The organism is Devosia ginsengisoli (assembly GCF_007859655.1).
GTDB lineage: Bacteria > Pseudomonadota > Alphaproteobacteria > Rhizobiales > Devosiaceae > Devosia > Devosia ginsengisoli.
Genome location: NZ_CP042304.1, coordinates 2,011,443 through 2,036,901, shown reverse-complemented (window position 1 = coordinate 2,036,901; position 25,459 = coordinate 2,011,443). Strand labels below are relative to the sequence as shown.

General features: G+C 63.5%; 24 protein-coding genes and 1 pseudogene. 12 read left to right on the top strand and 13 right to left on the bottom strand.

Features of this window, described 5'->3' with window-relative positions; genetic code table 11:
• Positions 1–14: 14 nt before the first annotated feature.
• Positions 15–1,001, bottom strand: coding sequence for a ribonuclease T2 family protein (locus FPZ08_RS09955; RefSeq protein WP_146289857.1), 987 nt, complete (start codon positions 999–1,001; stop codon positions 15–17).
• 66 nt (positions 1,002–1,067) lie between these two features.
• Positions 1,068–3,044 carry a bifunctional 2',3'-cyclic-nucleotide 2'-phosphodiesterase/3'-nucleotidase gene (locus FPZ08_RS09950; protein ID WP_146289856.1) on the bottom strand — a complete coding sequence of 659 codons (1,977 nt, stop codon included), beginning with the start codon at positions 3,042–3,044 and terminating at the stop codon, positions 1,068–1,070.
• Positions 3,045–4,009: 965 nt separating this feature from the next.
• Here FPZ08_RS09950 and ypfJ point away from each other — a divergent pair.
• Positions 4,010–4,942 (top strand): KPN_02809 family neutral zinc metallopeptidase, encoded by a 933-nt coding sequence (gene ypfJ / locus FPZ08_RS09945; protein WP_146289854.1) that lies wholly within the window; start codon positions 4,010–4,012, stop codon positions 4,940–4,942.
• Between the two features lie 107 nt (positions 4,943–5,049).
• On the opposite strand, the gene FPZ08_RS09940 is transcribed toward ypfJ, so the two are convergent.
• Positions 5,050–5,787: a GNAT family N-acetyltransferase gene (locus tag FPZ08_RS09940; protein WP_146289852.1), complete on the bottom strand. Its 738-nt coding sequence runs from the start codon at positions 5,785–5,787 to the stop codon at positions 5,050–5,052.
• Positions 5,788–5,790: 3 nt separating this feature from the next.
• Positions 5,791–6,996, bottom strand: a complete 1,206-nt coding sequence (carA, locus tag FPZ08_RS09935; protein WP_146289850.1) for a glutamine-hydrolyzing carbamoyl-phosphate synthase small subunit — start codon at positions 6,994–6,996, stop codon at positions 5,791–5,793.
• A 193-nt stretch (positions 6,997–7,189) separates the two neighbouring features.
• Between carA and FPZ08_RS09930 the strand changes: the two genes are divergently transcribed.
• Positions 7,190–7,642, top strand: a complete 453-nt coding sequence (locus FPZ08_RS09930; RefSeq protein WP_146289848.1) for a GatB/YqeY domain-containing protein — start codon at positions 7,190–7,192, stop codon at positions 7,640–7,642.
• Here FPZ08_RS09930 and FPZ08_RS09925 read toward each other — a convergent pair.
• Positions 7,639–8,784, bottom strand: coding sequence for a GGDEF domain-containing protein (locus tag FPZ08_RS09925; RefSeq protein ID WP_146289846.1), 1,146 nt, complete (start codon positions 8,782–8,784; stop codon positions 7,639–7,641). The genes FPZ08_RS09930 and FPZ08_RS09925 overlap by 4 nt on opposite strands.
• Positions 8,785–8,911: 127 nt before the next feature.
• Entirely contained in the window at positions 8,912–10,090 is a 1,179-nt protein-coding gene (locus FPZ08_RS09920) for an MFS transporter (RefSeq protein WP_146289844.1), read from the bottom strand.
• A gap of 165 nt (positions 10,091–10,255) precedes the next feature.
• Between FPZ08_RS09920 and FPZ08_RS09915 the strand changes: the two genes are divergently transcribed.
• Positions 10,256–10,771, top strand: a complete 516-nt coding sequence (locus FPZ08_RS09915; RefSeq protein WP_146289843.1) for an HdeD family acid-resistance protein — start codon at positions 10,256–10,258, stop codon at positions 10,769–10,771.
• A 3-nt stretch (positions 10,772–10,774) separates the two neighbouring features.
• On the opposite strand, the gene FPZ08_RS09910 is transcribed toward FPZ08_RS09915, so the two are convergent.
• A complete protein-coding gene (locus tag FPZ08_RS09910) occupies positions 10,775–11,170 on the bottom strand; it encodes a hypothetical protein (protein WP_146289841.1) in 396 nt (131 codons plus the stop codon).
• Positions 11,171–11,438: 268 nt separating this feature from the next.
• Between FPZ08_RS09910 and FPZ08_RS09905 the strand changes: the two genes are divergently transcribed.
• The 7 genes from FPZ08_RS09905 to FPZ08_RS09875 all read left to right on the top strand — a co-directional run bounded on the left by FPZ08_RS09905 (position 11,439) and on the right by FPZ08_RS09875 (position 17,621).
• Entirely contained in the window at positions 11,439–11,915 is a 477-nt protein-coding gene (locus FPZ08_RS09905) for a hypothetical protein (RefSeq protein WP_146289839.1), read from the top strand.
• Positions 11,916–12,006: 91 nt separating this feature from the next.
• Positions 12,007–13,941 (top strand): DNA primase, encoded by a 1,935-nt coding sequence (gene dnaG, locus FPZ08_RS09900; protein WP_146289837.1) that lies wholly within the window; start codon positions 12,007–12,009, stop codon positions 13,939–13,941.
• A gap of 189 nt (positions 13,942–14,130) precedes the next feature.
• The gene (gene rpoD / locus FPZ08_RS09895; RefSeq protein WP_146289836.1) at positions 14,131–16,200 is read left to right on the top strand and encodes an RNA polymerase sigma factor RpoD; all 2,070 of its coding nucleotides are present in this window, start codon (positions 14,131–14,133) and stop codon (positions 16,198–16,200) included.
• 10 nt (positions 16,201–16,210) lie between these two features.
• Complete coding sequence (locus FPZ08_RS09890) at positions 16,211–16,501, top strand: DUF2442 domain-containing protein (protein WP_146289834.1); 291 nt, start codon at positions 16,211–16,213, stop codon at positions 16,499–16,501.
• A gap of 21 nt (positions 16,502–16,522) precedes the next feature.
• Entirely contained in the window at positions 16,523–16,813 is a 291-nt protein-coding gene (locus FPZ08_RS09885) for an HlyU family transcriptional regulator (RefSeq protein WP_146289832.1), read from the top strand.
• An 83-nt stretch (positions 16,814–16,896) separates the two neighbouring features.
• The gene (locus FPZ08_RS09880) at positions 16,897–17,118 is read left to right on the top strand and encodes a hypothetical protein (RefSeq protein ID WP_146289830.1); all 222 of its coding nucleotides are present in this window, start codon (positions 16,897–16,899) and stop codon (positions 17,116–17,118) included.
• A 65-nt stretch (positions 17,119–17,183) separates the two neighbouring features.
• On the top strand, positions 17,184–17,621 hold the full coding sequence (locus FPZ08_RS09875; protein WP_186767289.1) for a hypothetical protein: 438 nt from the start codon (positions 17,184–17,186) through the stop codon (positions 17,619–17,621).
• 8 nt (positions 17,622–17,629) lie between these two features.
• Here the strand turns inward: FPZ08_RS09875 and FPZ08_RS09870 are convergent, their stop codons facing one another.
• The 5 genes and pseudogenes from FPZ08_RS09870 to FPZ08_RS09850 form a co-directional block, all read right to left on the bottom strand.
• The gene (locus FPZ08_RS09870; protein ID WP_146289826.1) at positions 17,630–18,667 is read right to left on the bottom strand and encodes an LLM class flavin-dependent oxidoreductase; all 1,038 of its coding nucleotides are present in this window, start codon (positions 18,665–18,667) and stop codon (positions 17,630–17,632) included.
• A 100-nt stretch (positions 18,668–18,767) separates the two neighbouring features.
• Complete coding sequence (locus FPZ08_RS09865) at positions 18,768–19,451, bottom strand: tellurite resistance TerB family protein (RefSeq protein ID WP_146289824.1); 684 nt, start codon at positions 19,449–19,451, stop codon at positions 18,768–18,770.
• Positions 19,452–19,779: 328 nt separating this feature from the next.
• Positions 19,780–20,058 (bottom strand): hypothetical protein, encoded by a 279-nt coding sequence (locus FPZ08_RS09860; RefSeq protein WP_146289823.1) that lies wholly within the window; start codon positions 20,056–20,058, stop codon positions 19,780–19,782.
• A 181-nt stretch (positions 20,059–20,239) separates the two neighbouring features.
• A pseudogene (locus FPZ08_RS09855) lies at positions 20,240–20,754 on the bottom strand (TIGR00645 family protein).
• 119 nt (positions 20,755–20,873) lie between these two features.
• Positions 20,874–23,108, bottom strand: a complete 2,235-nt coding sequence (locus tag FPZ08_RS09850) for an OmpA family protein (protein WP_146289821.1) — start codon at positions 23,106–23,108, stop codon at positions 20,874–20,876.
• A 243-nt stretch (positions 23,109–23,351) separates the two neighbouring features.
• Here FPZ08_RS09850 and FPZ08_RS09845 point away from each other — a divergent pair, with 243 nt between their 5' ends.
• Positions 23,352–23,774 (top strand): secondary thiamine-phosphate synthase enzyme YjbQ, encoded by a 423-nt coding sequence (locus FPZ08_RS09845; protein ID WP_146289819.1) that lies wholly within the window; start codon positions 23,352–23,354, stop codon positions 23,772–23,774.
• Complete coding sequence (locus FPZ08_RS09840) at positions 23,774–24,604, top strand: sulfite exporter TauE/SafE family protein (protein ID WP_146289818.1); 831 nt, start codon at positions 23,774–23,776, stop codon at positions 24,602–24,604. Before FPZ08_RS09845 ends, FPZ08_RS09840 begins: the two co-directional genes overlap by 1 nt.
• Positions 24,605–24,736: 132 nt before the next feature.
• Here FPZ08_RS09840 and FPZ08_RS09835 read toward each other — a convergent pair whose 3' ends face one another.
• Positions 24,737–25,456 carry an SIMPL domain-containing protein gene (locus FPZ08_RS09835; RefSeq protein WP_146289816.1) on the bottom strand — a complete coding sequence of 240 codons (720 nt, stop codon included), beginning with the start codon at positions 25,454–25,456 and terminating at the stop codon, positions 24,737–24,739.
• Positions 25,457–25,459: the final 3 nt, after the last annotated feature.

The following is a 25,459-nucleotide window of genomic DNA, read 5'->3' as shown; positions in this document are numbered from 1 at the left end:
TTTGGTGCCTGCCGTCAGCGCAACCCGACCGGATCGACCATGCCGGACTTGCAGCCGCCATCGGTCGGGCTGGCGACGGCGATCAGGCTGGCGAAGTCGTCCGGGCCGGAAATGGTGCCGGTGAGGCCGATGGTCAGTTCGGTGATGATGGTGCGGTTGCCATCCGGCTCGCATGCCATGCGGACGCGCTCGCCGGCCCCGCGGCCGAAGGCGCTGTCGAAGGCATCGCGCACCTGGCGCAGGGTAATCTTGCGGCCGATATTATCCGCAAACAGTTCCGCCACCTCAGAGGTGTTGAGCGCCAGCAGCATATCCAGCGCAGCGGCGTAATATTGCTCCGCCGTCGTGCCATAGCAGGTGCCATGCTTGGTCCATTCATGGCGCTCTAGCGCCGATTGGGTGCCGGGCATCGCTTCGTCGAGGTCGCGCTGCAGGCCGGGGCTCAGTGGCAGGCGGGGCAGGTCGCGCCAGTCGCCGCTTTGGCTGGCCTGGCGCTCGCGGGCTGGCACGTTGCAATATTCATTGCCGCGCGGCTGTGGCCACAGGCCATGCAGGGTGAAATTGGTGGCCTCGAAATCATCCGCCTGCTGGTCGCGGCATTCGGGCTTGCGCGGGCTGGTCTCGCAGAAGGCCGGCTGCCAGTTGACCGCCAGGATATATTGCGTGCCGCGATAGGTGGGCGCCGGTGCTGGCGGCGGCGGCGCGGCGATCTGCCCCTCGGCATCCGTAGCGCGGGTGCCGCAATCCACCGCGACCCAGCGGCGCTCGGGTTCGGCGCCGGGGACGACGATCCATAAATGGGTGGGCCGCGCCGTATTGCCGGCGACGAGATCATAGGCCCGGCCGGGCTGGGTCATCACCTGGCCGGGATTGGTCTGGCGATTGATCGACTGATAGGCCGGGCAGGCGGATGTGGCGGTGAAATAGCCGGTGAGCGGCACTTCGGCCCGGGCAGGCAAAGCCAGCATCAGCAACAAGGCACTCGCCAGCAGTCGCCGCATAATCGTCCCCTCAAAAAGCAACGAGGGAGCCGTAACGGCTCCCTCGCCAGATTGCCAGCGCTAGCCTTAGAGCGCGATGCGGTAGAGGCCGAAGCCGTCGGCATCGGTCTCGCCGGTCGCCTCGATCGAGACGGCCGTGACATCGGCCACGTGTTCGGCCGCCTTGGGGCCGGTGGCGAAGATCACGGTCGTGTCGCCGATCGGGGCCAGTGACCAGTTGCTGTCGGCCGAGGGGTTGATCGTGCCGTTCTCGACGATGAAGCGCACGATGATGTCGCGATTGGTGTCGGGACCCTTGAAGATGATGTGATCCGCCCCGGTACCGGGGAAGGACCCACCGCCACCGGCACGGTAATTGTTGGTGGCGACGACGAATTTGGCTGCCGGATCGATCGGGGCGCCATCATACATCAGGTCCACGATGCGATTGGCGTCGGGGTTGGTCACCGACTTGCCGTCGCTGGCATATTTCGAGGGCTGGGTGAGGTCGATCTTGTAGGTGACCCCATCGATGACGTCGAAATTGTAGGACGGGAAATCGAGGTTGATCAGCGGCGCATCCTGCGCGCCCTTTTCCACCTGGTTGAAGATGCCGGCCGAGCGCTCCAGCCAGTCCTTGACCTCGGCGCCGGTCACCACAACGGCCTGGATGGTGTTGGGATAGAGGTAGAGGTCGGCGACATTCTTGATGGCGACCGGACCGACCGGCACGTCGGTATAATAGTCCGGGCCGCCACGGCCACCGGCCTTGAACGGCGCCGCCGCCGACAGGATCGGCAAAGCTTCCCATTCGGTGCCCTTCATCATCTGCTCGATATACCAGGTCTGGGCCTGGCTCACGATCTGCACCGACGGATCGTCGGCGACGAGCGCGAAATAGGAATGCAGCGGGGCCGAGGTCTCGCCCACGGCGCGGCGCACATAGTCCAGCGTTTCGTCGTGGTCGGCCTGGGCGGCCGCGGCCACTTCGGCCTCGTTCTCGACCAGCGGGTTCACCTTGCCGTCGACACGCTCGAAGATCGGGCGGGCCTCGGACGTGTGCGACACCACGCTCCACTTGCCATCGGCATCCTGCTCCAGCAACAGGTCGATCAGGCCCATATGCGAGCCCCAGAAGCCGGCCATCACGGCGGGCTTGCCGCTCAGTGTGCCGGCCTCGATATCGGCGCCCTCGACGCCCTCATAATCGGGGCCGGGGAAGACCAGGTGCTGGTGGCCGGTCAGGACCACGTCGATACCCTCGACCGCGGCCAGCTGCAGCGAGGCATTCTCGGCCCCGGTGGTCTGGTCGGCGGCAATGCCGGAATGGGAGAGCGCGACGATGATATCGGCGCCTTCTTCGCGCATTTTCGGCACATAGGCGGTGGCGGTCTCGACGATGTCGCGGGTGTTCACCTTGCCGGTCAGGTGCGTGGCGTCCCAGGTCATGATCTGCGGTGGCAGGAAGCCGATCAGGCCGATTCGAATCGTCTTGGTGGCGCCCGAGCCGTCGGTCAGTTCCTTTTCGACGATCAGGTAGGGCTCGATATAGGTGTCGTCCGAAAGCGGGTCGGCGGCCAGTTCGCCGCGCACCAGGTTGGCCGAAACGAAGGGGAAGGTGGCGCCTGAAAGCGCCGTGTCGAGATAGTCGAGGCCATAATTGAATTCGTGGTTGCCTAGCGTCGCGGCTTCGTAACCCAGCGTATTCATGGCCGCGATGATCGGATGAACGTTGTCTTCCAGGCCCTTTTCATAGGCGATGTAGTCGCCCATCGGGTTGCCCTGGATGATGTCGCCATTGTCGACCAGCATCGAATTGCCGGCTTCGGCGCGGATACCCTCGATGATGGAGGCGGTGCGCGCCAGGCCCATCGTGTCATTGGGGGCGTCGGCATAATAATCATAGGGGAAGACGGCGACATGCAGGTCTGTCGTTTCCATGATGCGCAGATGCGCCTGGTTGGCCTGGGCCAAAGCGGCGAAGGGGTGCATGGCGGCCATGGCTCCCACGCTCGCGGAGCCCGCGAGGAAAGTCCGTCGAGAAATTTTTGGCAGGAAATTCATTGATGTCTCCCTGAAGCGTTCATTGGCTGAACAGTGTCCGGGGGCGCCGCGCTCCCGGAGATTGGGCCCATTGGCCCGGCGTGACACTCCTGATGGAGCGCGCATGCTCTTGCCGCCGATAGGTGACGGTGGAATGACGGCGGCATAGTGAAGCTATGGAATTTTGACCGGGTGGTCAATTTATGACATTTCGATGACATATCATTTCCGGCGGGGCACCATCCTCCCACCCCCGATGTCATCCCGGCCTTGAGCCGGGATCCATCCCGAGATCATTTCACGGCCGCAAGGTGGATCGTGCACAAACACCCCCTCCCTGGAGTGTTACTTCGGGCGCTTGGGCGCTTTCCCTTCTCCCCTTGTGGGAGAAGGTGCCCGAAGGGCGGATGAGGGGGCACCAAGGGATCCGCAGACATTGAAGCATGGGATAGCGCAGCCCCTTCACCCGGAAATCCGCTGAACGCGGATTTCCACCCTCTCCCACGAGGGGAGAGGGGTAGAGGGTTCATGCCTCCGAAGCGAATACTCCCCAGGGAGGGTGGGGGTAAGCCACAAGCACAAATCTATCCATCTTATCCCCCTCGCCAAAACCGCGCGTATCATCCTCCCCATCTTCCGGGATGCGGGCGGCGCTGCAGCGACGGGCGTCCGGAGGCCAGCCGGGGGAGTGGAGGTCGCGCTCCGCTCCGGGTCGAGCGGACGAGGCGTTTGGGCGGGGTGCTACGGCTAACCGCTAGGGTCTGCGATCGCGCCGTCCGAGCAAGTCCCGGCATCCCGAGACGGCCTCCGTCTCATATTTTTACTTACCAGAGGCGAAGGCCGTCTCGGGGTCCGCTCGTCCGCGGCCGCACTTGCGGTCCGCATTCGACAACCGCATCACAGGCGGCGCTTCAGCTTGCCTGTCGGAACTGATTGCATCGGCCCGGCTTATTGCTAGGCTGGGGTACCTATCGGAGAATATTACTATGAAGTGGCGCGGGCGCGAGCAGAGCTCCAATATCGAAGATCGGCGCGGCCAGGGCGGCGGCGGCCTGGGCGGGTTGGGCGGCAGCCCGTTCGGTCGGGGTGGTGGCGGAGGCATTCGCATTCCCACCGGCGGCGGCTCGCGCGGCGGCCTGGGCAGCCTGATCGGCATCGTGGTGGTGCTGGGCATCATCTGGGTCGCGACCGGGACCAACCCGATCGATATCCTCACGGGCGGCTCGAGCACCAGCAGCTCGTCGGCCAGTTCATCGAGCCAGCTTCCCACGACGGGTGAGCAGGCCGAATTGCGCGACTTCGTCGGCGTGGTGGTCAAGGAAACGGAAGATCTGTGGAGCCAGGTCTTCGAGGCTTCGGGTCAGAACTATCCCGAGCCGACCGTGGTGCTGTTCTCCAATGCGGTGAATACGGCCTGCGGCGCTGCCGATTCGAGCACGGGACCGTTCTACTGTCCGGGCGACCAGAAGGTCTATATCGACCTCGGCTTCTATGACCAGTTGCGCGAGCAGTTCGGCGCGCCGGGCGATTTCGCGCAGGCCTATGTGTTGGCGCATGAAATCGGCCATCATGTCCAGAATATCACCGGCGTGCTGCCCGAATTCAACCAGCGCCGCGCCGCCATGAGCCAGGAAGAGGCCAATGCCTATTCGGTGCGCGTGGAATTGCAGGCCGATTGCTATGCCGGCGTCTGGGCCAATTATGCCGGGCAGGAAGACCTGCTTGATAATGGCGATGTCGAAGAAGCCCTGAACGCCGCCGAGCAGATCGGCGACGATACGCTGCAGAAGCGCATGCAGGGCTTTGCCGTGCCCAAGACCTTCAATCACGGCACCTCGGCGCAGCGCAAGACCTGGTTCGAGCGCGGCTATACGTCCGGCAATCCGGGCGATTGCGACACATTCTCGGGGAGCGTGTGACCGTCCTTCACCTCTCCCCCAGGGGAGAGGTGAAGAGGGCTCCCTGCACCACATTTATCCCCGCCGCCCCACGGCGCGCTATGCTTGGTTTGCCACTCACGAGGCAGCTAGAGGGGATGTTCCATCCACAGATTGGGCTCAAGGCAGACGCCGGAATCCGCAGCAAGGTCGATGTCGAGCGGGGCGAGGGCGCCGGGGATGGCGTAGCGGCCACTGGCCGGAAAACGCATCCCGGTCCAGCGCTGCCACTGTTCCAGCGTGCCGGTAATGGTCTGCGATGCCATGGCCGGGCCGATCACGGTGGCACCCATCGCCTCATGCGTGCGCAGCCACGGATCGAACGGCGTACCGTCCGCGCGGCGCCAGGCGCAATAGGTGGCGAAGTCCTGCAGCGGATAGGCCGCCTTGAGCGTCGGCCGGACCGGCGCGACCATCGTCGTCAGCCCGGCAGCGCGAGCGGGTGGCTTCATGGCTTCGAGCAGGCGCTGGGCCAGGCCGGTGCCGCGCTGTTCCGGTCGGATGGCCACCGAAAGGGCGGAAAGGGCATTGACGGGCGCACGGGAGCGGGCTGCCAGCACACCCTGTTCCAGCACCCAGTCCCAGCCCGTATGGGGCAGGCTGTCGCCCCGCGGGAAGGGCACACTATTGGCCAGGCCCACGACCTCGCCACTGGCTTCGTCTATGGCGATGGTCTGGTGGGCGGCCAATGCACCCTCGTAGAGCGACGGCCAATAGGCCCGCAAGGCCGCCGTATCGAGCCAGTCGGGCCAAATCTCGCCGCCCATGGCCTCGGCGGCCGCGATCAGTTCGGGGCGATCGGCTGCCGAAAACAGCGCGACGGCCATGGCTCAGGCCGCGGGTGCGGCGTGTTCCGGACGCTGTTCCATGCCCTTCTGGGTGCGGACATGGTTGAGGAACCGGGTGAAGAGATAATGGCTGTCGCGCGGGCCGGGGCTGGCTTCGGGGTGGTACTGCACCGAGAAGATCGGCTTGCCCTCGACGCTGAGACCGGCATTGGACTGGTCGAACAGCGAGATATGCGTCTCGGTGACGCCGGCAGGCAGGCTCGCCTTGTCCACGGCAAAGCCGTGGTTCATCGAGGTGATTTCCACCTTGCCGGTGGTCAGGTCCTTGACCGGATGATTGGCGCCGTGATGGCCCTGATGCATCTTGGAGGTGGTGCCGCCCAGCGCCAGGCCGAGCAGTTGATGGCCGAGGCAGATGCCGAAAATCGGCTTGCCGGTCTCCATCAGCTTCTGGATAACAGGCACGGCATATTTGCCGGTCGCGGCCGGATCACCGGGGCCGTTGGACAGGAAAATGCCATCGGGATTGTGCGACAGCACATCGGCCGCCGTGGCCGTGGCGGGAACCACGGTGACCTTGGCGCCCTGGTCGGCCAGGCAGCGCAGGATGTTGCGCTTGGCGCCGTAATCGATGGCGACGATATGGAAATCGGGCTTGTCGAGCTTGCCATAGCCCTTGTCCCACTGCCAACCGGTCTGGTCCCAGTGATAGGTCTGGGCGGTGGTGACTTCCTTCGCCAGGTCGAGACCTTCGAGACCGGGAAAGGCCTTGAGCTCGGCAGCGATCGAGCCTTCGTCGAACATGCCGGTCGGCTCGTGCGCAATCACGCCATTGGGCATGCCGTGTTCGCGGATCTGCGCGGTCAAGGCGCGGGTGTCGATGCCGGCAATGCCGACAATGTTGCGCTTCTTGAGCCAGGCATCGAGCTTTTCGGCGGCGCGATAGTTGGACGGGTTGGTGATACCGGCCTTGAGCACGACGCCCCGGACACCGGACAGGGCGGCCATGTTGACCGTCTCGATGTCTTCGTCATTGGTGCCGACATTGCCGATATGGGGGAAGGTGAAGGTGACGATCTGCCCCGCATAGGAGGGGTCGGTCAGCACTTCCTGGTAGCCGGTCATGGCGGTGTTGAAGCACACTTCGCCGGCCGCGTGGCCGATCGCGCCGATGCCGCGGCCTTCCAGGCGCGTACCGTCTGCAAGGATCAGAAGAGCGGTCGCGGGGGATTGCTGCCAGCCGGTCACGGTGGGCCTCCAGGGGTTGGTTTCAAATGGTCGCGCGGCGAACCGGGAAAGTCTCACGACTTTTCCTGACCACGCTCGCGATATGTCGGTTGAGGCTTCCCTTTAGAAGCCTGTCGCGTCCGGCGCAAGTAGCGCGGGCGGCTTATTGTGCCTATATGGGGCCAACAAATGCAAAGCCAAGAGGATGATAGCCATGCGCGAACAGTTCAGCGAGGAACTCAAGACGGCCCTCAAGGCCCGCGATATCAGGCGCACGGCAACGCTGCGGGCCATCACCGCTGCGATCAAGGACAAGGATATCGCGCTCCGTCCCGAGAATCGCGGACCGGCGACCAATGAGGAAATCCTCGCCATCGTGCAGAAGATGGTCAAGCAGCGCGAGGAGAGCTTCGCCATCTATGCGCAGGCCGGCCGTGCCGACCTTGCCACGGTGGAAAAGGAAGAGATCGATATTCTCAACGAGTTCCTGCCCAAGGGGCTGACCGAGGAAGAGGTCGAGGCGGCGATCACGGCAGCTATCGCTGCCACCGGCGCCGAAGGGCCCAAAGACATGGGCAAGGTCATCGCCCAGCTCAAAGCCGACTATCCGGGGCGAATCGACTTCGGCAAGGCCAGCGGCAAGGTGCGGGCAGCTTTGGCCGGTTAGGCGATAAGGCGCAGGGCGGCGGCGGTGACGCGATTGCGGCCGTTGTCCTTGGCCTTGTAGAGCGCTGAATCGGCGCGGTTAAGCACGGAGGAGAACGGTTCGTCGGCGCCGCTGGTGGCCACGCCGACACTGACGGTCGAGCGGATATTCTCCGATAACAGCCGGATGGCGGCCTGCTCGAAATCGGTGCGGATGCGCTCGGCAATCAGCTTGGCCTGATCGACCGGCATCGGCTGCAGCACGGCGCAGAATTCCTCGCCACCGATCCGGGCCATGCTGTCGTCGTCGCGCAGGTTCTGGCGCAGGATGGCGGCGAATTTCTGGATCACGGCGTCGCCGGCTGCATGGCCCTGGCGGTCGTTGATCTGCTTGAAATGGTCGATATCGAACATCAGGACCGCGGTGCCGACAGGCAGTTCGGCCTTGCCGAAGCGGTCGAACAGGGCGCGGCGGTTGAGCAGGCCGGTCAGCGAGTCGGTCTGGGCTTCCAGCCGGTGACGTCGGGCAGCACGCGACTGGTTGAGCGTCAGCGACAGCGCGCCAATGCCGGTGAGCCCGACTATGGCCATGATGGAGTTGAACGCCTCGGCCCAGTTATTGGGCGGCGCCGTCAGCACGAACCGGCCTTCGACGACCAGCACCACGGCGCAGGCGAGGAACGATATGCCAGTCAGCGCGAAAAGCACCGCCGCCGTCATCAGCGGCACCGGGGCTTCGGCGCGTCCGGCCCAATATTGATAGCCGGACAGGGCCATATAGACGGCGCAGAAAAGATTGAGCGCAATCGTGCCGACGCCGGAGAAGCCCATCAGGAACGGCAGACCTGTTGCCAGCATGGCTGCTGCCCATAACAGCGCCGCCTGGGGCACACAGACGCGGCCGGTGCGGAACTGGCAGATGCCGACATGGATGAGCGCCATCCCCGAGAGCAGCGCTGAAAACGACACCAGCTGCATCGGGGTATCATAGCGGCCATTGCGCAGGCCGAGTGCGGCCAGCGCCATGACCACGAAGGCCATGCCGGCGGCCCAACTGATCAGGTGGCCATCATGGCGGGCATTGAGCCAGCTGAGCATCAGCGTCAGCATCAGCGCACCGCTGGAGAAAGCGATGGCTACCATCAATGTGCTGTTGTCGATCATCGAGCCGTCCGCGTCGCCCTTGCCGTTTCCGCCAATATGGTGCGGCTTACAGAAAGAAGAATTGTTGCGCGGGCATTGAGACCGGACTTGGTCACCAAATCGTTAGTTTTGGTCGGTGTTTAGCCGGTCATTCCGCTGCATCTGGTATGGCAGGCGTATCGCGCAGCTCGGCAAGGTAGGAGCCGATGGCGATCAGCAGGGCCAGGACCAGCGCGGCGGTTCCGATGAGCGGCAGGTTGCGATAGCCGAAGCCGGCCTCGAGCAGGGTTCCGCCCAGCACGGCGCCGATGGCGATGCCGATATTGAAGCAGGAGGGGATCAGCGCCGAAGCCAGATTGGGGGCATCCGCTGCCCAGGCAAGGATGCGCGACTGCAGCGGCGAGCCGAAGGCAAAATTGACCCCACCCCAGAATAGGACCGCAACGGTCATGATCCATGGATTGGGGCTGACCAGATAGACGATGGTGAAGGCCACTGCCTGTGTCGCGAGAATGCCGATCAGCGAAGGCATCAGCTTCCAGTCAGCCAGACGCCCGCCGATGAACACGCCAATGGTCGAGCCGACGCCATAGAGCAGCAGCATCCATGGCAGGGTGGCCGCGTCGAGGCCCGTGACCTCGAGCAATAGCGGGGCGATATAGGTGAAGAGGCTGTATTGGCCGATCATCGTCAGCAGGGCGATGGCCAGCGAGGTGACGATCTGTTGGCGGGCAAGCGCCTTGAACTCGCGCAGGAAGCTGCCGCCGGTCGCCGTCTCGCCGGTATTGGCCGGCAGGAAGATGGCGATAGCAAGCGTGGAAACCAGGCCGAGGGCACCGACAGCCCAGAAGGTAGCGCGCCAGCCCAGTGCATTGCCGATGGCCGTGCCACCGGGCACGCCCAATATGTTGGAGACGGTCAGCCCGGACAGGATCAGCGCCACGGCAAAACCGCGCTTGTCGGCCGGAACGAGGCCAACCGCGACAATGGCGGCAATGCCGAAATAGGTGCCATGGACCACCGAAACGAGGACGCGCGCGGCCAGCAGCAGTTCGAAATTGGGCGCCACCGCGCAGAGCGCCTGCCCGATCGTGAAGATTGCACCCAGCAGCAGGATCAGCGTCTTGCGCGACATTTTCTTGGTCGCCACGGCCAGCAGCGGGCCGCCGATCGCAATGCCGATGGCATAGGAGGTTACCAGGTAACCGGCAACCGGAATGGAAACGCCCAGGCCAAGAGCCACGTCCGGCAGCACGCCGGCAATGACGAATTCTGCCGTGCCGAAGGCGAAAGCGGCGAGGAACAGGGCGATAAGCGGGAGCGACATGAATCAACCGCCAAAAGGCGGACCTCGATTGAAGAGGTCTCAAACCATGGAGACGGTCGGGTCGCAATCAACAAATTGCTGCGCGCACTATAGATAATCTTAAATAGCGGGCCGCTTGGCACGGTTTCGGCTGAGACGAAGAGACGATTTGCGCTGGCAACGGCTTTGCGTGGCGTATTGATGTTGCTGGCGGGGCTCTATGCCATCATCTGGCCGGGGGAGGCGCTGACCGTGCTGGTGCTGGCTGGCGGCATCCTGCTGGTGATCGACGGCGCACTGGGCCTGTGGAGCCTGACCTTCGGTGGCGGCAAGAGCGGCAATTACTGGTTCGATGTGGTGTCGAACGCGCTGTCGCTGATCCTGGGTATACTGATCCTGATCAGTCCATTTCTGGCGACGATCTTTACGGTGACCTTCCTGTCGACGCTGGTTGGTATTGCCGCGCTGGTGGTGGGCATCATGCAGATCTGGGTCATCGTGCGCGAGCGGGAAAGCTATGCGCGCATCTGGCCGGTCGTGCTCTCGGGCATTTCCTACATTCTGCTGGGCCTGGTCTTCCTGTTCTCCCCGCTGCTCAGCGCCTCGATCGGGGTCATCTTCGGCGGCGTGCTGCTGGTGTTCTTCGCCTTCGGCCTGTTCGGCTGGGCCTGGCGACTCTATCAGCGCAGCAAGGCGGCCTGAGCCTCAGCGATAAATGACCGCGATGCCGGCCACGGCATCGTCCTGTCGGTAGATGGTGGCGTCTGCCGGCAGGGTCAGCTCGATATTGCCATAGGCATCCCAGCGCGGATCGAGGTCTGCCTCGGTTCCTACCGAGGCGAAGCTGGCGGCATCGTCGGGCAGGTCATCACCGGCCGGGATGAGCGCAGCCTGCGTGTTCAAGCCCGTCGTGGCGCCGCAATTGCGCGAGAACACCACTAGATCGAAGCTGGCATCGGGCGATGTCAGCCGGCCATGCTCGGTCGTTTCACAGCCCGGCAGCAGGCTCGACAGGTACCACAATACGCCGCCGATCAGCACGGCCGGCAATACGGTCAGCGCCGCGAAGACGCGGAAGGGAAACCTGCTGGGGATGGCCACCGGAAACTCCTGCTGTGGATAAGTCGTGAGCCCGTGGACCCAAATTCGATTTTCGATGAATTTGCCGGCTCTTGCCATAACCAGCGGCAATGCATGCGCCGCCGGAACGAAAGCCGATCAGCCGAGCGGAGTGTCTGTAGAATACCGCACTGCGCTTTCTTGACTCTGTAATAGATTTATGGGTACGTAACGTGAACAAATAGGGCGTTTGGCAAATATGGCTGGATTTTGTTGGCATCGTGCCTCGTTCCGCCTGGCGGCGATACTTTTGCTGACCTTCCTCGTTTCCGCATGTACTTCTTTGGGTGCACCTGTGGTGTTGACGGCTTCGTTCGATCCCCACGTCGCATCTTTCATCAACGAAAGCGGATCTGCTCGGATCAGCGGGCAGGCTTTTGTGCGCCGCAACAGCGGCAAGTTGTTGCGCGCGGTCGGCACGGATGTGTTTCTTGTTCCGCGAACCCCCTACGCGGATGAGCGCATCGCCGCCATTTATGGCGATTACAAGCAGCAACGTTGGGGCGTTTGGATGCCCGATGCCGATCCGCTCTACGAACAATATATGCGCAAGACAATTGCAAGTTCAGGCGGGTCATTCAGTTTCAACCATGTGGCGGATGGTGAATATTACGTTGTCGCGATGATCCATTTGCCCAGTGACTACAGCTTTCACGAGTTCCCCGTCATCGAACGGGTCAGCGTTCAAGGTGGCGAAAGTGTGCGGCTGGTTATGCGGGGATATTGATCTGCCTGGATGAGCAGCGGCTATCCACAGCGGGAATAATTCCCCCGCGATGTTGGTGACTCGAAGCGGCCAAGGGCCTATCTAGGCCAGTATGCGCTTTTCCGATCAGTTCCTCGATGAAATCCGTCAGCGCCTGCCGATTACGCAGGTGGTGGGCGAGCACGTCATGTGGGACAAGCGCAAGAGCCAGCCGGGCAAGGGCGACATGTGGGCCTGCTGCCCGTTTCATGGCGAGAAAAGCCCGAGCTTTCATGCTGATGACCGGCGCGGCATCTACCACTGCTTCGGCTGCGGCGTGTCGGGCGACCACTTCAAGTTCCTGATCGAAAAGGCCGGGATGAGCTTTCCCGAGGCGGTGGAAAAGCTGGCCGGCATGGCCGGTGTGCCGATGCCGGCGCGCGACGAGCGGCAGGAAAAGCGCGAGGCCGAGCGCAAGAGCCTGATCGACGTCATGGAACTGGCGACGAAATATTTCGAGGCGGCGCTGAGCCATAATATCGGGGCGCGGGCGCGCGGCTACCTGCTGGAGCGCGGGGTTTCGGCCCAGAGCCAGACGCGATTCCGCATCGGCTTCGCGCCGGATAGCCGCAACGGGCTCAAGGAGCATCTGGCGGCCAACGGCGTTTCGGCGCAGGACATGATCGACACCGGGCTGGTGACCAGCCGCGACGACGATCCGCTGACCTATGACCGGTTCCGCAACCGCGTCATGTTCCCGATCATGGATTTCCGCGGCCGAGTGATTGCCTTCGGCGGCCGGGCCATGTCGGCGGATGTGCCGGCAAAATATCTCAACTCGCCCGAGACCGAACTCTTTCACAAGCGGCAGACGCTCTACAACGGGCAGACGGCACGGCAGGCCGCGCGCGATGGCAGCACGGTTGTCGTGGTGGAGGGCTATCTCGACGTGATTGCCGCGGTGGCGGCGGGCTTCGAAGGCACGGTGGCGCCGCTGGGCACGGCGCTGACCGAGGAGCATCTGCAATTGCTGTGGCGGATGACGGACTCGCCGATACTCTGCTTCGACGGCGACAAGGCCGGTCTCAAGGCGGCGGAGCGGGCGGCGGATCTGGTCATGCCACATCTCAAGCCGGGCTTTACCGTGCGCATCGCCACTTTGCCCGAAGGGCAAGACCCGGACGATCTGATCAAGGCGCAGGGCAGGGGTGCCTTTGCCGACGTGCTCGAGCGGGCGCGCAGCCTGTCGGACGTGATCTGGAGCATGGAGACCGGCGGGCTCGTGCCCGAGACGCCTGAAGCGCGGGCGGCCTTGCAGGCGCGGCTGCGCGAGCGGGCCAATGGCATCCAGGACGGCTCGGTACGCTTCCATTATGCGCAGGCCTTCGATGAAAAGCTGCGTGCCTTCTTTGCGCCGGTGCGGCAGAACCGCTTCGAGCCGCGCGGCGGGCAGCAGCGCTATGGCCAGAGCGGGGCCTATGGCTATCCGCGGGGCGGCACGCCGCGGCTTGTGGTTTCCGACACGTTGCGCAATTCGCGGCTGCTCAAGCCGGGCGCCCTGGCAGAGGCGACGCCGCGCGAGGCGGCGATCATCCTGAGCCTGGTCAATCACCCGGCGCTGGTCGAGGACAAGTTCGAAGCGCTGGCGGCGCTCGATTTCGAAACGCCGACGGCGCAAAAAGTGATGAACGAAATTTTGAGCCTGGTGGTGCGCCATCACGATATTTCCGGAGACGACCTGAAGGCGGCTTTGGGCGTGCGCGGAAATGGGCCGGCGCTGGACAAGATGAGCGATGTGCTGACCCGACAGGGCGTGTGGCAGATCGCCTCGGAAATCGCTTTGGTCGATGCCGAGACCGGATTGAGTCACGCACTGGCCTTGCATAACAAGAAAGTTCAGCTAAATAGGGAACTCAAGGCAGCCGAAGCGGCGCTGGGCGAAGACCCGAGCGAAGAAACCTTTGAAAGGCTGCGGGACATCAAGAACCAGATTACCACTGTCGATGGCACAGAGGCATTGATCGAAGGATTCGGTTCGTTATCGGGACGCGCGACACGCAGCTTTTAGGGGATGACCCGAAAAAGCCCGCGGGTACGCGCGATTTTGCATATGGCGATATGTGAGGTCATCCGAGGCGAACCATGGTCGGAGCCCGGGCGTTAACGCCTCGGTGACCAAACCTTTACCTTGCCTTGAGGTGTCACCACTTAAGCCTTACCCGGACCCGTGCGATCACGGGTTCCGACGGAGTACCAGATGGCCACCAAGGCAGCACCCAAGACCACCAAGGATACCGAGAAGCCGGAAACCGGCGCCCCCGAGGCGACGAACGATTCCCCGCTGCTCGACCTTTCCGACGCCGCGGTAAAAAAGCTCATCAAGGTCGCCAAGAAGCGTGGCTATGTGACCTATGAAGAGCTCAATGCCGTGATGCCCTCGGACGAAGTGTCGTCCGAGCAGATCGAAGATTTCATGTCCATGTTCTCCGACATGGGCATCAATGTCGTTGATGAAGACGAGGTCGAAGAGACCGAAGTCGAGAAGGAAGAAGAAGACCAGGGCCAGGAAGTGGCCCCGGCCACCGGCACTGCCGTTTCCACCACCTCGAATACCAAGGCCGGCTCGGACCGCACGGACGATCCGGTGCGCATGTATCTGCGCGAAATGGGTTCGGTGGAGCTGCTGAGCCGCGAGGGCGAAATCGCCATCGCCAAGCGTATCGAGGCCGGTCGCGAGACCATGATCGAGGGTCTCTGTGAAAGCCCGCTGACCTTCCAGGCCATCATCATCTGGCGCGAGCAGCTCGCCCAGGGCGAAATCCTGCTGCGCGACATTATCGACCTCGAAGCCACCTATGCCGGCCCCGACGCCAAGCAGGCCGCCCCGGCCCCGGACATGGTGAGCCTCAATGCGGCGCCCAAGATGGAAGCCGTGGTCGAGAAGCCCAAGCCGGCCCCGGCCAAGAAGCCATCGTCGGGCGGCGAAGACGACGACTACGTGCCCGAGGAGCCGGAAGCACCGCAGGACCCGGCGCCTGATGACGACGACGACGAATTCGAGAACGCTCTGTCGCTGTCGGCGATGGAAGCTGAGCTCAAGCCGCAGGTGGTGGAGACTTTCGATCGTATCGCCAGTGCCTATGGCCAGATGCGAGAAATGCAGGACCGCCACGCCGAGGACCTGTCTGCCTCGGTGTCGGACGCCGATACCAAGAAGCTCGACGTGCTGCGCGGCGATGTCATCACCGACGTCAAGTCGCTGTCGCTCAATGCCAGCCGTATCGAAAGCCTGGTCGAGCAGCTCTATGACATCAACAAGCGCCTGGTGAAGCTGGAAGGGCGCCTGCTGCGCCTGGCCGAGAGCTATGGCGTCAAGCGCGAAAAGTTCCTCGAAAGCTATTACGGCCAGGAAGTGAACCCCGCTTGGGAAACCGGCCTTGCCGATTTCGAGGGCAAGGGCTGGGCCGAATTCGCGCGGCGCGAAGCCGACACGGTCCGCGAAATCCGTGGCGACGTGGCGACGCTGGCCAGCGAAACCGGCCTCAACATCGCCGAATACCGCCGTATCGTGCACAAGGTGCAGAAGGGCGAGCGGGAAGCCGCCATTGCCAAGAAGGAAATGGTCGAGGCCAATCTGCGTCTCGTGATTTCCATCGCCAAGAAATATACGAACCGCGGCCTGCAGTTCCTCGACCTGATCCAGGAAGGCAATATCGGCCTGATGAAGGCGGTCGATAAGTTCGAATATCGCCGCGGCTACAAATTCTCGACCTATGCGACCTGGTGGATCCGCCAGGCCATCACGCGTTCGATTGCCGACCAGGCGCGCACCATCCGTATTCCGGTGCATATGATCGAAACGATCAACAAGATCGTTCGCACGTCGCGCCAGATGCTGCATGAAATCGGCCGCGAGCCGACCCCCGAGGAGCTCAGCGAAAAGCTGCAGATGCCCCTGGACAAGGTTCGCAAGGTGCTCAAGATCGCCAAGGAGCCCATCTCGCTCGAGACGCCGATCGGCGACGAGGAAGATTCCAACCTCGGCGATTTCATCCAGGACGTGAATGCGATCCAGCCGATCGACGCGGCGATCCAGTCCAACCTGCGTGAAACCACGACCCGCGTGCTGGCCTCGCTGACGCCGCGCGAAGAACGCGTGCTGCGCATGCGCTTCGGCATCGGCATGAATACCGACCATACGCTCGAAGAAGTCGGCCAGCAGTTCTCGGTGACCCGCGAACGCATCCGCCAGATCGAAGCCAAGGCCCTGCGCAAGCTCAAGCATCCGAGCCGGAGCCGCAAGCTGCGGAGCTTCCTGGACAATTAGGGGCGGGGCGATGGCCGTCTCCCGCCTCAAGCTCACCAGCATCCGCGCCATTGTGCCGTTCAGGCTGGTGGTGGCGTTTTCTGATGGCTCGCATGGCACATTCGATGCCGCCGGGATGATCGGGGAGCGGGGCGAGGGTACGGAGCCGTTGCGGGATCGGCGGTTCTTTGGCACGGTCGAATTGAAGAACGGCGTGCCGACCTGGCCGAACCACTTCGATATCTCGCCGGACTGGCTGCGCGAGGAAATGGAAAAACGCGGCGAGTTGCAATTGCCGCTGCCGGTCCGCCGCAGGCGCTGACCAACGAGAAGGAGACGAGCCATGTCGTTTTGGAAGAACCTGTTCGGTGGCGGTTCGTCGAGCAGTGAGCCGGAAGGCGACAAGGCGCTGGGCGAGGAAAGCTACAAGGGCTTCCTCATCAAGGCGATCGAGATGAAGGCCGGCAGCGAATTGCAGCTGGCCGGCACGATCGAGAAAGATGTCGGTGGCGAGCTCAAGACCTATCGCTTCATTCGCGCCGACCGCATGAGTTCCCGCGACGACCTGGTGGCCCTGGCATTGAGCAAAGGCCGACAGATCGTCGACGAGCAAGGCGAAGGCATCTTCCGCTAAGCCGGACTATCGCAAGTTTCAGTATTGCCGGAGCCCGCGGACGCTTGTCCTGCGGGACCGGCTTTTCGCACAGGAGAATATCAATGGCCAGGAAGCCAACAGCACGCAGCGAATTCGTCATGTTCGACGTGATCTATGAAGATGGCAGCCAGCGCTCCAACCGCAAGGTGGATGCCAGCCTGCTCGGGGGCCTCGACGGCGACGAGCCGGCGAAGGCCGCCATCGAGGAACAGGACCGCGCCATTTCGGAAAAATCCGGCCTGCCGCCGCTGGAGATCAAGACGATCAAGCGTTCGGGCAAATGAAACGGCTACCGGCCGCCCTGATCCTGCTGCTTGGAAGCAGTGCTGCCGTTGCACAGGAAGGATGGGTGCGCACCGAGACAGGCTTTGTCGGCGCCGAGCGCTATGTCTGCGAGGATGGGTGCGCCAAGGATCGGGTGGTTTGTGTCACGTTCTCGCATCCCGGGAGCAAGGGTCTGCAGCCAACAGACCTGACGAAAACAGACCACCTGCCATGGGGCCAGATGGACTATGCCATGGTCGTCGCAACCATGAGTGATCGCGACGATCTCGACCCCGGCGACATGTCGGGCGGGGATCGTCTGTCGGGGCCCGAACTGGTTTCATTTTCAGGGCTGGACTGGGTCACGGCGCGTTATGCGTTCCAGTCCGGCGCCGAGGCATTTTCCATAGAATTGCTGCTTTGGACCAACATGGCCGAAGTCGAGGGATTGCGGTGCAGTTATCCCGCTGGCCGCGATGTCAGCCAGCGGGTCCGCGACCTCGCCGTAGACCTGCGCGACTAGCGCAGATATCAGCCCAGCGCCTTGTCCACCGCCGGTTTCACCACAGTTCCATAGAGTTCGATCGCCTTCATGACCTTGTCATGGGGCAGGGTGCCGACGCTGAGTTGCAGGCCGAAGCGGTCATGCTTGAACCATTCGTGCTGCATCAGGATCTTGTCGATGATCTCCTGCGGGGAGCCCATGAAATAAGCGCCTTGCGGGGTTGCGCCGGCGTCGAACTGGGCGCGGGTGGTGGGCGGCCAGCCGCGTTCCTTGCCGATGCGGCCCATGGCAGCGCTATGGGCGGGAAAGGCGATGTCGCGGGCGTCCTGGCTGTCGGCGGCGATGAAGCCATGGGAGGAAATGCCGACGGGCAGGGTCTTGGGGTCACGGCCGACCTTTTCGGCGGTATCGCGATAGAATTGCACCAGCGGGGCGAATTGCTGAGGCTGGCCGCCGATGATGGCGATCATCAGGGGCAGGCCATAATAGGCGGCGCGGGCCACTGAATTGGGCGTGCCGCCCACGGCGATCCAGAGCGGCAACGGGTCCTGCAATGGCTTGGGGTAGATTTCGATTCCGGGAATGGGTTTGGTGTGCTGGCTGCCCGGCCAGGCGACCTTGCCGCCTTCGCGTATCTTGAGCAGCAGTTCGAGCTTTTCCTCGAACAGGCTGTCATAGTCGTTGAGGTCGAGCCCGAAGAGCGGGAAGCTTTCGACGAAGGAGCCGCGGCCGGCCATGATTTCGGCGCGGCCATTGCTCAGCAGATCGAGCGTGGCGAATTGCTGCCAGACGCGGATCGGGTCTTCCGAACTCAGCACGGTGACGGCCGTGGAGAGGCGGATGGTCTTGGTGCGCGCAGCGGCTGCGGCGAGAATGGTCACAGGGGCAGAGGCCACGAAATCGGGCCGGTGGTGTTCGCCCAGGCCGTAAAAGCTCAGGCCGAGCTGGTCGGCCAGCTCAATCTCTTCGAGCAGGTCGCGAAGGCGCTCGGCGGGGCTTTGCAGCGCGTCGCCGTTGAGCGGGTCGGGCGTGTTTTCGGCGAAGGAATAAAGTCCGAGTTCCATCTGGGTGACTCCTGTTTGGGTCACAGATGGCCCGCGCGACAGGGACGATCAAGAACGCACAGGGATGTAACCGCGCGCCCGGGAGCGCGCGGTTGAAAAATCAGACGTTGCTACCGGAGGGCGTATAGGCGAAGGGGGCAGCAGGGGGCGCCGCCGGCTCGGGCGCCTTTTCACCGGCGGCCTTGTGGATTTCGGCCACGAGGGCCGGCGCCAGATTGAGCTTGGAGGCCAGCGCGTCGAGATAGGCGCGTTCCGAGGCGGTATCGGCGGTGATGGCGACCAGCGAGGCGGCGTAGATTTCGGTGGCCAGTTCCGGCGTGCTGGCGCGGGCCGCCACGGCGTTGATGTCGAGCGGGCTGGAGAGCTCGTCGAAGACCCAGGCCTTTTCCTCGGAAGACAGGTTCATGCTTTCGAGCTTGGAAAAGATCGCTTCCTTCTCGTCGGCATCGATGCGGCCATCGGCCTTGGCGGCGGCAATCATGGCACGGACCAGCGACTTGCCGAGTTCTTCCTGGGCGCTGGTATCGCTGGCAGGCGGAATGAAGGCGTCCTGGGACGCCGCGGGGGCACCCTGCTGGTTCTTCTGGTAGTTCTGCCAGGCATTGTAGGCGAGGCCGCCCACGGCCGCGACGGCGCCGATCTTGACGGCATTGCCGGCCAGCTTGCCCAGGCCGCCACCGCTCAGCAGCATGCCGGCGGCGAGGCCCGCAGCACCGGTCATGGCAGTGCGCTGGGCATTGGGGTCGGTCTGGAGGGCTTTGACGATCTGGTCGATATTGAACATGGGGGCTCCCTTCTTTGTTGCTTGCGCAAATGGGGATGCAAGTGGCCCTGCGCAAGGCGCAAAGCCGTAATGTCGCGCCCAAAAAGCAAGACCCCGGCGGGGCGGCCGGGGTCTTCTTTCGATATTACCAGAGGGAGGGCTGGCAATATCAGGGGAGGCTAGCTGTTGCCGTTGTTAGACGGCAGGTTCAGCAGCCGGGGCCTCGGTGGCCGGGGCAGCGTCAGTAGCCGGAGCCGCAGGGGCTTCCGTAGCCGGGGCGGCATCAGTCGCCGGAGCAGCCGGGGCCTCGGTCATGGGAGCCGCGTCGGTCGCCGGAGCGGCCGGGGCCTCAGTCATGGGGGGCGGCGTCAGTGGCCGGAGCCGCGGGGGCTTCAGTCATCGGAGCCGGAGCCAGGGTCGGATCGGCCGGGGCTTCAGTCACCGGGGCGCCGTTTACATCGACCGAAGTCGACGGGCCCGAATTGGCAGAGAACACCAGATAGCCGATGGCCAGGAGGGCCAGGGCGACAATGATGCCGACGAACCAGCCGGTACCACTGCTTTCGCGGGTGTAGACGGTCCGGTTGCCGTCGTTGGTATAAACGGTATCGCGTTCAGGGATAGCCATGAGTTCGCTCCTTTGTTTCACCGTATGGCAAAGAAACGCGGGCTTTTTGTTTTCGTTCCCGAAAGCGTGATCACGCTACGCGCAGATTGTCGCGGCAAAAATAGCGCTTTTGATTCAAGGGCATGCCAGGCCACATCCGACCAGAAAAGCGGGTGTGGCGGGCCGGGATCGCAAAAAAATATCAGAGATTGGGCGCTTTTGCCTTGCCCGGCTTCTTCGAGATGCGGTCGATCACGGCCAGGAACAGCGCCGAGACGATGAAGGTCAGGTGCAGGATCGTGTACCACATGATCTGGTTGTCGGTGTATTGCGGCACGTTGAGGAAGATCTGCAGCAGGTGGATCGAGGATATGGCGACAATGGTCGAGGCCACCTTGATCTTGAGCGAGCCGGCATCGATCTGGCCGAGCCAGTGAACTTCGCCCTCATTGTCGAAGCGCGAGACAAAGTTTTCATAGCCCGAGATGATGACCATGACGACGAGGCTCGCGATCAGCGCGGCGTCGATCAGGCCAAGAATCTTGAGGATGGTCTCAGTTTCGTCCATGCCCATCATATGGCTGGCGAAGTCCCAGAGCTTGGCGCCGAAGGTGATGGCATAGAGCGCCAGTGCCAGGCCGAGGCCGATATAGAACACCACGAGCAGCAGCGAGACGCGAGAATGACGTTCTCGACGAAGATTTCCAGCCGCTTCATGGGATGCTCCAGCACTCGGTGCTGCTGAGATAGCAAGTTCTGCGTATCTGACAAGACGGCGAGACAAAAGAAAAGGCCGGGCGCTGGGCCCGGCCTTTCCGTATTCGGTGTCGGCAGCGTCAGTTGCTGGCGACGGTGATCAGCGGCGTGATGCGGCGGATGGTGACGCGACGGTTTTCGCGTTCGGCCGCTTCGGTGCGGATCTTGAGATAGCGCTCGCCATAGCCCTGGGTGGCCAGGTTTTCCGGCGGTACGCCGTAGAAGTCGGTCAGGATGCGGGCCACGGTGGCAGCGCGCAGGTCCGACAGGCGCAGGTTGGAGATATCCGAACCCACCGCGTCGGTGTGGCCTTCGATGAGGAAGGTCTCGCCCGGATTGTTCTGCAACAGGGTCAGCATGGCATTGGCGGTGGCCGAGAGGGCGCCAACCTGGTCGCGGCCGATGGTGGCCGCACCGGTATCGAAAGTCAGCCCGCCGACTTCAAGCCGACGCACGCTGTCGCGAATACGGGCCGACCGCTTGACCTCGTCGATCGAATAGAGGCGTGCGACCTGCTCGACCGGCGGCTGGGCGAAGAAGTCGACCACTTCGTCCTCGTCGGCATAGCGGGCATCCAGCACATAGTCCTGCACCGGGATGTTGAGACGCAGCGGGGGCAGGTCGCGACCCGGATCGCGCCATTCGACCAGGTCTTCGCTGTAGCGGTCATCGAAGTAGGCCAGCACATATTCCTGGCCATCCGGGGTGATGCGCGAGCGGCGGACTACGTCGCCATTACGGTTGCGCACCGTCACGATCTGGCTGCCGTCCGGGCGAGTGATGACTTCACGCACACGGCCGTTGCTCAGGTTCTCGTAGAAGATCTCGTCCTGCTGGGGATCGTAGAAGCGATCGGTATCCTGGCCGATGGAATTGACCACGAGCTGGCTGCCGATCTGCAGGATGACCTGGGTGATAATGTCACCAGTGCTGGCAGGCTGAACCTCGGCCTGCTCGACAATGGTGACATTGTTCTGCTGGCCGATATTGTTCTGCGTGTTGTTTGTCACGTTATTGGTGACGTTGTTGTTCGTCGTATTGTTGGTGATATTCGTGATGTTGTTGATGTAGTTGTTCACCACCGTCTGGGTAACCGTCGTGTTCTCGGTCGCCGTGACCTGGGTGCCTTCTTCGACGGCAACTGGTTCGGCGGCAAACTCACGAATGGCTTCCGACTGTGCGGCGGCGTCGCTTTCGGGCGGTGGAGCAACCGGTTCGGCGACCACTTCGGCTTCCAACTCGGCCTCGGCGGCCGGGTCGGCATCGACATCCTTGGCACTGTCGAGCACCGGCGCCAGCTGTTCCTGGGTCACGCCTTCGGGCAGATCCTCGACGATCTCGACCGGCTCGGCCGGCAGGGTGGTCGGGTCAACCGGCGTTTCTGCAGCAGGCTGTTCGGCGGCGGGCTCTTCCACTGCCGGCTGTTCCGGCGCGGGCTGCTCAGCGGCCGGCTGTTCGGCCGGAGCCGGTTCGACAGCAGGCTGCTCGGCGGGCGCCGGCAGGTTGGGCACGGCCGGCAGCGAGAGGCCATACTGCGCCAGGCAGGAATCGCGGTCGGTAAAGCCGGCCTCGCCGCAGAGCCTGGCGATTTCGGCCTGCGCGGCGGCAATCTGTGCCTGTGCAGCGGCGGCATCGCCACCGGACATCAGGTCGGCGACAGCGGCGGTATAGAGATCGACCTGGACCTGCAGCTCGGCCGAGATATCGACGGCCGGGGCGGGCGCAGGTGCTTCCACAGGGGCGGGCGCTTCGACCGGGGCCGGTTCGGCGGCCGGCGCAGGTTCCTCGGCTACGGGCGCGGGCTGGGCTTCAACAGGAGCGGCTTCCACTGGAGGCGCCGGTTCCGGGGCAGGCTCAGGAGCCGGTGCCGGTGCCGGCGCAGGGGCTGGCTCAGGCGCAGGGGCCGGTTCAGGCTGGGGCGCCGGTTCGGGTTCGGGGGCAGGGGCGGGCTCCGGCTGGGGAGCGGCTTCGACGGGAGCAGGCTCAGGGGGCGCTTCCTCGACGACGGGCGCTTCTTCGACGGGTGCTGCTTCGGGTACGGGCTCGGGAGCCGGGGCCGGGGCAGCCTCGGCGGGCGCCGGGCCGGCGGAAACGGCAGCGATGCATTCGTCGATGCTGGCATAGCCGGCCACGATGCAGAGTTCGGTCAGGTTTGCCTGCGCGGTTTCGAGCGCGGCGGCGTCACCGGATGCCTGGGCGGCGGCATAGGCCTGGTACGCAGCGACGAGATCGCCGTCCTGCGCGCGCACGGTCAGCGGCAGCAGGGCCATGAGGCCAATGCTGGTGCCGGTCAGGAGCCAATTTCTAAGGCGCATTGTTCTTTTCCTTTATGTCGGTTGACACTTGAGCCAAGCATCGTGGTGCCATTCTGAACGCAGACTGAATGGATTGTCAGCCGTGTCGGCGATGCTTTCTCCCCGCAAGACCCGCAACGCCTCGATTCTGCGATGGTTCCCATGGGACGGTGGCCAGCCGAAGATGGCGCCAATGGGGCGGGGTGGACGCTTTCGGCGGCGTTGCGCTTGGCCGGGATGCGACGATCATGATAGGCCGGTGCCATGCAGCAAGCGGTCGACACGCTCACCATTTCGACAGAGGGGCCGGGCCTCTACGAATTCACGCAGGCGCTGCGGGAATTCGTGACCAGTGCCGATGTCGCGACCGGGCTGTTGACGGCCTTCGTGCAACATACGTCATGCTCGCTGCTGATCCAGGAAAATGCCGATGCCGACGTGAAGACCGATCTCGACGGCTTCTTCCGGCGACTGGTGCCCGAGGGCATGGATTGGCTGGTCCACACGACCGAAGGGCCGGACGACATGCCGGCGCATATCAAGGCGGCGCTGACGCAGACGTCCATCGGCATACCTGTTGTCGAGGGGCAGCCGGTATTCGGCACCTGGCAGGGGATTTATCTGTTCGAGCACCGCCGTCGCCCGCATCGGCGGCAGGTTGTGTTGCATCTGATTGGAGATCGTTGATGGATTGGGCGACACTGGCCGGCTACTGGCCCTTCGTGCTCGGGCTGATGGTGACCGGGGTGGTCTCTGGCGTGGCGGCGGGCCTGCTGGGCATTGGCGGCGGGGCGATCATCGTGCCGGCGCTGAGCAATGCGCTGCTGCTGCTGGGCTATGACGGGGACGTGGTGCAGCATGTGGCGGTGGGCACCTCGCTCGCCATCATCATTCCCACCGGCATCATGAGCGCGCGGGCGCATTACAAGCGGGGCGCGCTGGATCTCAAGGTGCTCAGGCTCTGGGCGCCGTTCATCGTGGCCGGCACGTTTATCGGCGGGCTGATGGCGGGGCTGTTTTCGGGCGACGTGCTGCGCATTGTCTTTGCGGTCATGGCCTTCGTGATCGCGGCCAATATCATCTTCGCCTTCCAGACCAGGCTGATGGGGTATTTGAACGGGTCATCGGCGACGCACCGGATATCGGCTTTCGTGGTCGGCTATATCTCGTCGCTGATGGGGATCGGCGGCGGGTCGCTGACGGTGCCGACACTGGTGGCCTTTGGCGCCACCATGCATGCGGCGGTGGGCACTTCGGCAGGGGTGGGGGTGGCGATCGCCCTGTCGGGCACGCTGGGCTTCATCATTTCGGGCTGGGGCGCTGCGGACCTGCCGCCGCTCAGCCTGGGCTATATCAACCTGGTGGCGCTGGTGCTGGTGGCGGTGCTGGCCGCAGTCTTCGCGCCAGTCGGCGCGGCGCTGGCACATCGGCTGGACCAGAAGACGCTGAAATATGTCTTCGCGATTTTCCTCGTCGTGGTGGGGCTCAACATGCTGTGGAAGGTGGTGATGGGGTGACCTGTCACGCCAAAAAACAAAGCCCCCGCTTGCGCGAGGGCTTTGCCGGATAAGGTTGGTGGGAGCGGGTGACTACGGTATTTCCGAACCGCTCCCACCGCCCAAGCCCCGATGGGAGGGGATGGGAATTGATTACTTGGCGTCGGTATCCAGTTCCCACTGGACGTTGACATTGATGGCGAAGGCCAGTTCGCCCGCTTCGACCGGAACCGGGGCGCTGGCTGCCATTTCGGCTCGAGCATACATGGGGTAGGGCTGCGGGTTGTTGAAGCCCTGCGCCTCGGAAATCGACTCGATTTCGCCGAGTGCGCCGCCGGCAGCGGTGGCGTAGAGCTCGGCCTTGGCGCGGGCATCGGCGAAGGCGGCCTTGCGGGCTTCGTTATAGAGCTCGGACGGATCGGCCACCGAGAAGCTGACGCCGTTGATGGTGTTGGCGCCGACCGTTACCGACTTGTCGAGGATGGTACCGAGCGTATCGAGCTTGCGCACCGTGACGGTGACCGTGTTGCTGACCTGGTAGCCGTTGATCTTGGGCGGCAGGGTGTAGCCGTTTGCATCGCGCTCGTCGGTATAGACGTAGTTCGGGTTGACCGAGAAGCCAGAGGTCTGGATGTCGCGGGCTTCGATACCGGCGGTCTTGAGCTCGGCAATCAGTTCGGCCATGGCAGCGGTATTGGCGTCGAGTGCCTCGCGGGCGGTGGCGCCCTGCGTGGTCACACCGGAATTGATCTGCGCCATGTCAGGCGCCGCCATGATTTCACCGCGACCTTCAATGGTGACGGTGCCGGCATAGGCCGGCAGCGTGAGGCCGGCGAGCAGGGCGAAAGGGACGAGGGCGGCAAAGCGGGCCATGAG

What these genes read in the sequence shown, in the direction of transcription:
- FPZ08_RS09920 (WP_146289844.1), bottom strand. Translation starts at nt 10,090, where the DNA reads ATGTCGCTCCCGCTTATCGCCCTGTTCCTCGCCGCTTTCGCCTTCGGC.
- FPZ08_RS09835 (WP_146289816.1), bottom strand. Translation starts at nt 25,456, where the DNA reads ATGGCCCGCTTTGCCGCCCTCGTCCCTTTCGCCCTGCTCGCCGGCCTC.
- FPZ08_RS09950 (WP_146289856.1), bottom strand. Translation starts at nt 3,044, where the DNA reads ATGAATTTCCTGCCAAAAATTTCTCGACGGACTTTCCTCGCGGGCTCC.
- FPZ08_RS09925 (WP_146289846.1), bottom strand. Translation starts at nt 8,784, where the DNA reads ATGATCGACAACAGCACATTGATGGTAGCCATCGCTTTCTCCAGCGGT.
- dnaG (WP_146289837.1), top strand. Translation starts at nt 12,007, where the DNA reads ATGCGCTTTTCCGATCAGTTCCTCGATGAAATCCGTCAGCGCCTGCCG.
- FPZ08_RS09840 (WP_146289818.1), top strand. Translation starts at nt 23,774, where the DNA reads ATGGATTGGGCGACACTGGCCGGCTACTGGCCCTTCGTGCTCGGGCTG.
- FPZ08_RS09885 (WP_146289832.1), top strand. Translation starts at nt 16,523, where the DNA reads ATGTCGTTTTGGAAGAACCTGTTCGGTGGCGGTTCGTCGAGCAGTGAG.
- ypfJ (WP_146289854.1), top strand. Translation starts at nt 4,010, where the DNA reads ATGAAGTGGCGCGGGCGCGAGCAGAGCTCCAATATCGAAGATCGGCGC.
- FPZ08_RS09845 (WP_146289819.1), top strand. Translation starts at nt 23,352, where the DNA reads ATGCAGCAAGCGGTCGACACGCTCACCATTTCGACAGAGGGGCCGGGC.
- rpoD (WP_146289836.1), top strand. Translation starts at nt 14,131, where the DNA reads ATGGCCACCAAGGCAGCACCCAAGACCACCAAGGATACCGAGAAGCCG.
- FPZ08_RS09880 (WP_146289830.1), top strand. Translation starts at nt 16,897, where the DNA reads ATGGCCAGGAAGCCAACAGCACGCAGCGAATTCGTCATGTTCGACGTG.
- FPZ08_RS09890 (WP_146289834.1), top strand. Translation starts at nt 16,211, where the DNA reads ATGGCCGTCTCCCGCCTCAAGCTCACCAGCATCCGCGCCATTGTGCCG.
- FPZ08_RS09860 (WP_146289823.1), bottom strand. Translation starts at nt 20,058, where the DNA reads ATGGCTATCCCTGAACGCGATACCGTTTATACCAACGACGGCAACCGG.
- FPZ08_RS09955 (WP_146289857.1), bottom strand. Translation starts at nt 1,001, where the DNA reads ATGCGGCGACTGCTGGCGAGTGCCTTGTTGCTGATGCTGGCTTTGCCT.
- FPZ08_RS09930 (WP_146289848.1), top strand. Translation starts at nt 7,190, where the DNA reads ATGCGCGAACAGTTCAGCGAGGAACTCAAGACGGCCCTCAAGGCCCGC.
- FPZ08_RS09870 (WP_146289826.1), bottom strand. Translation starts at nt 18,667, where the DNA reads ATGGAACTCGGACTTTATTCCTTCGCCGAAAACACGCCCGACCCGCTC.
- FPZ08_RS09865 (WP_146289824.1), bottom strand. Translation starts at nt 19,451, where the DNA reads ATGTTCAATATCGACCAGATCGTCAAAGCCCTCCAGACCGACCCCAAT.
- FPZ08_RS09850 (WP_146289821.1), bottom strand. Translation starts at nt 23,108, where the DNA reads ATGCGCCTTAGAAATTGGCTCCTGACCGGCACCAGCATTGGCCTCATG.
- FPZ08_RS09940 (WP_146289852.1), bottom strand. Translation starts at nt 5,787, where the DNA reads ATGGCCGTCGCGCTGTTTTCGGCAGCCGATCGCCCCGAACTGATCGCG.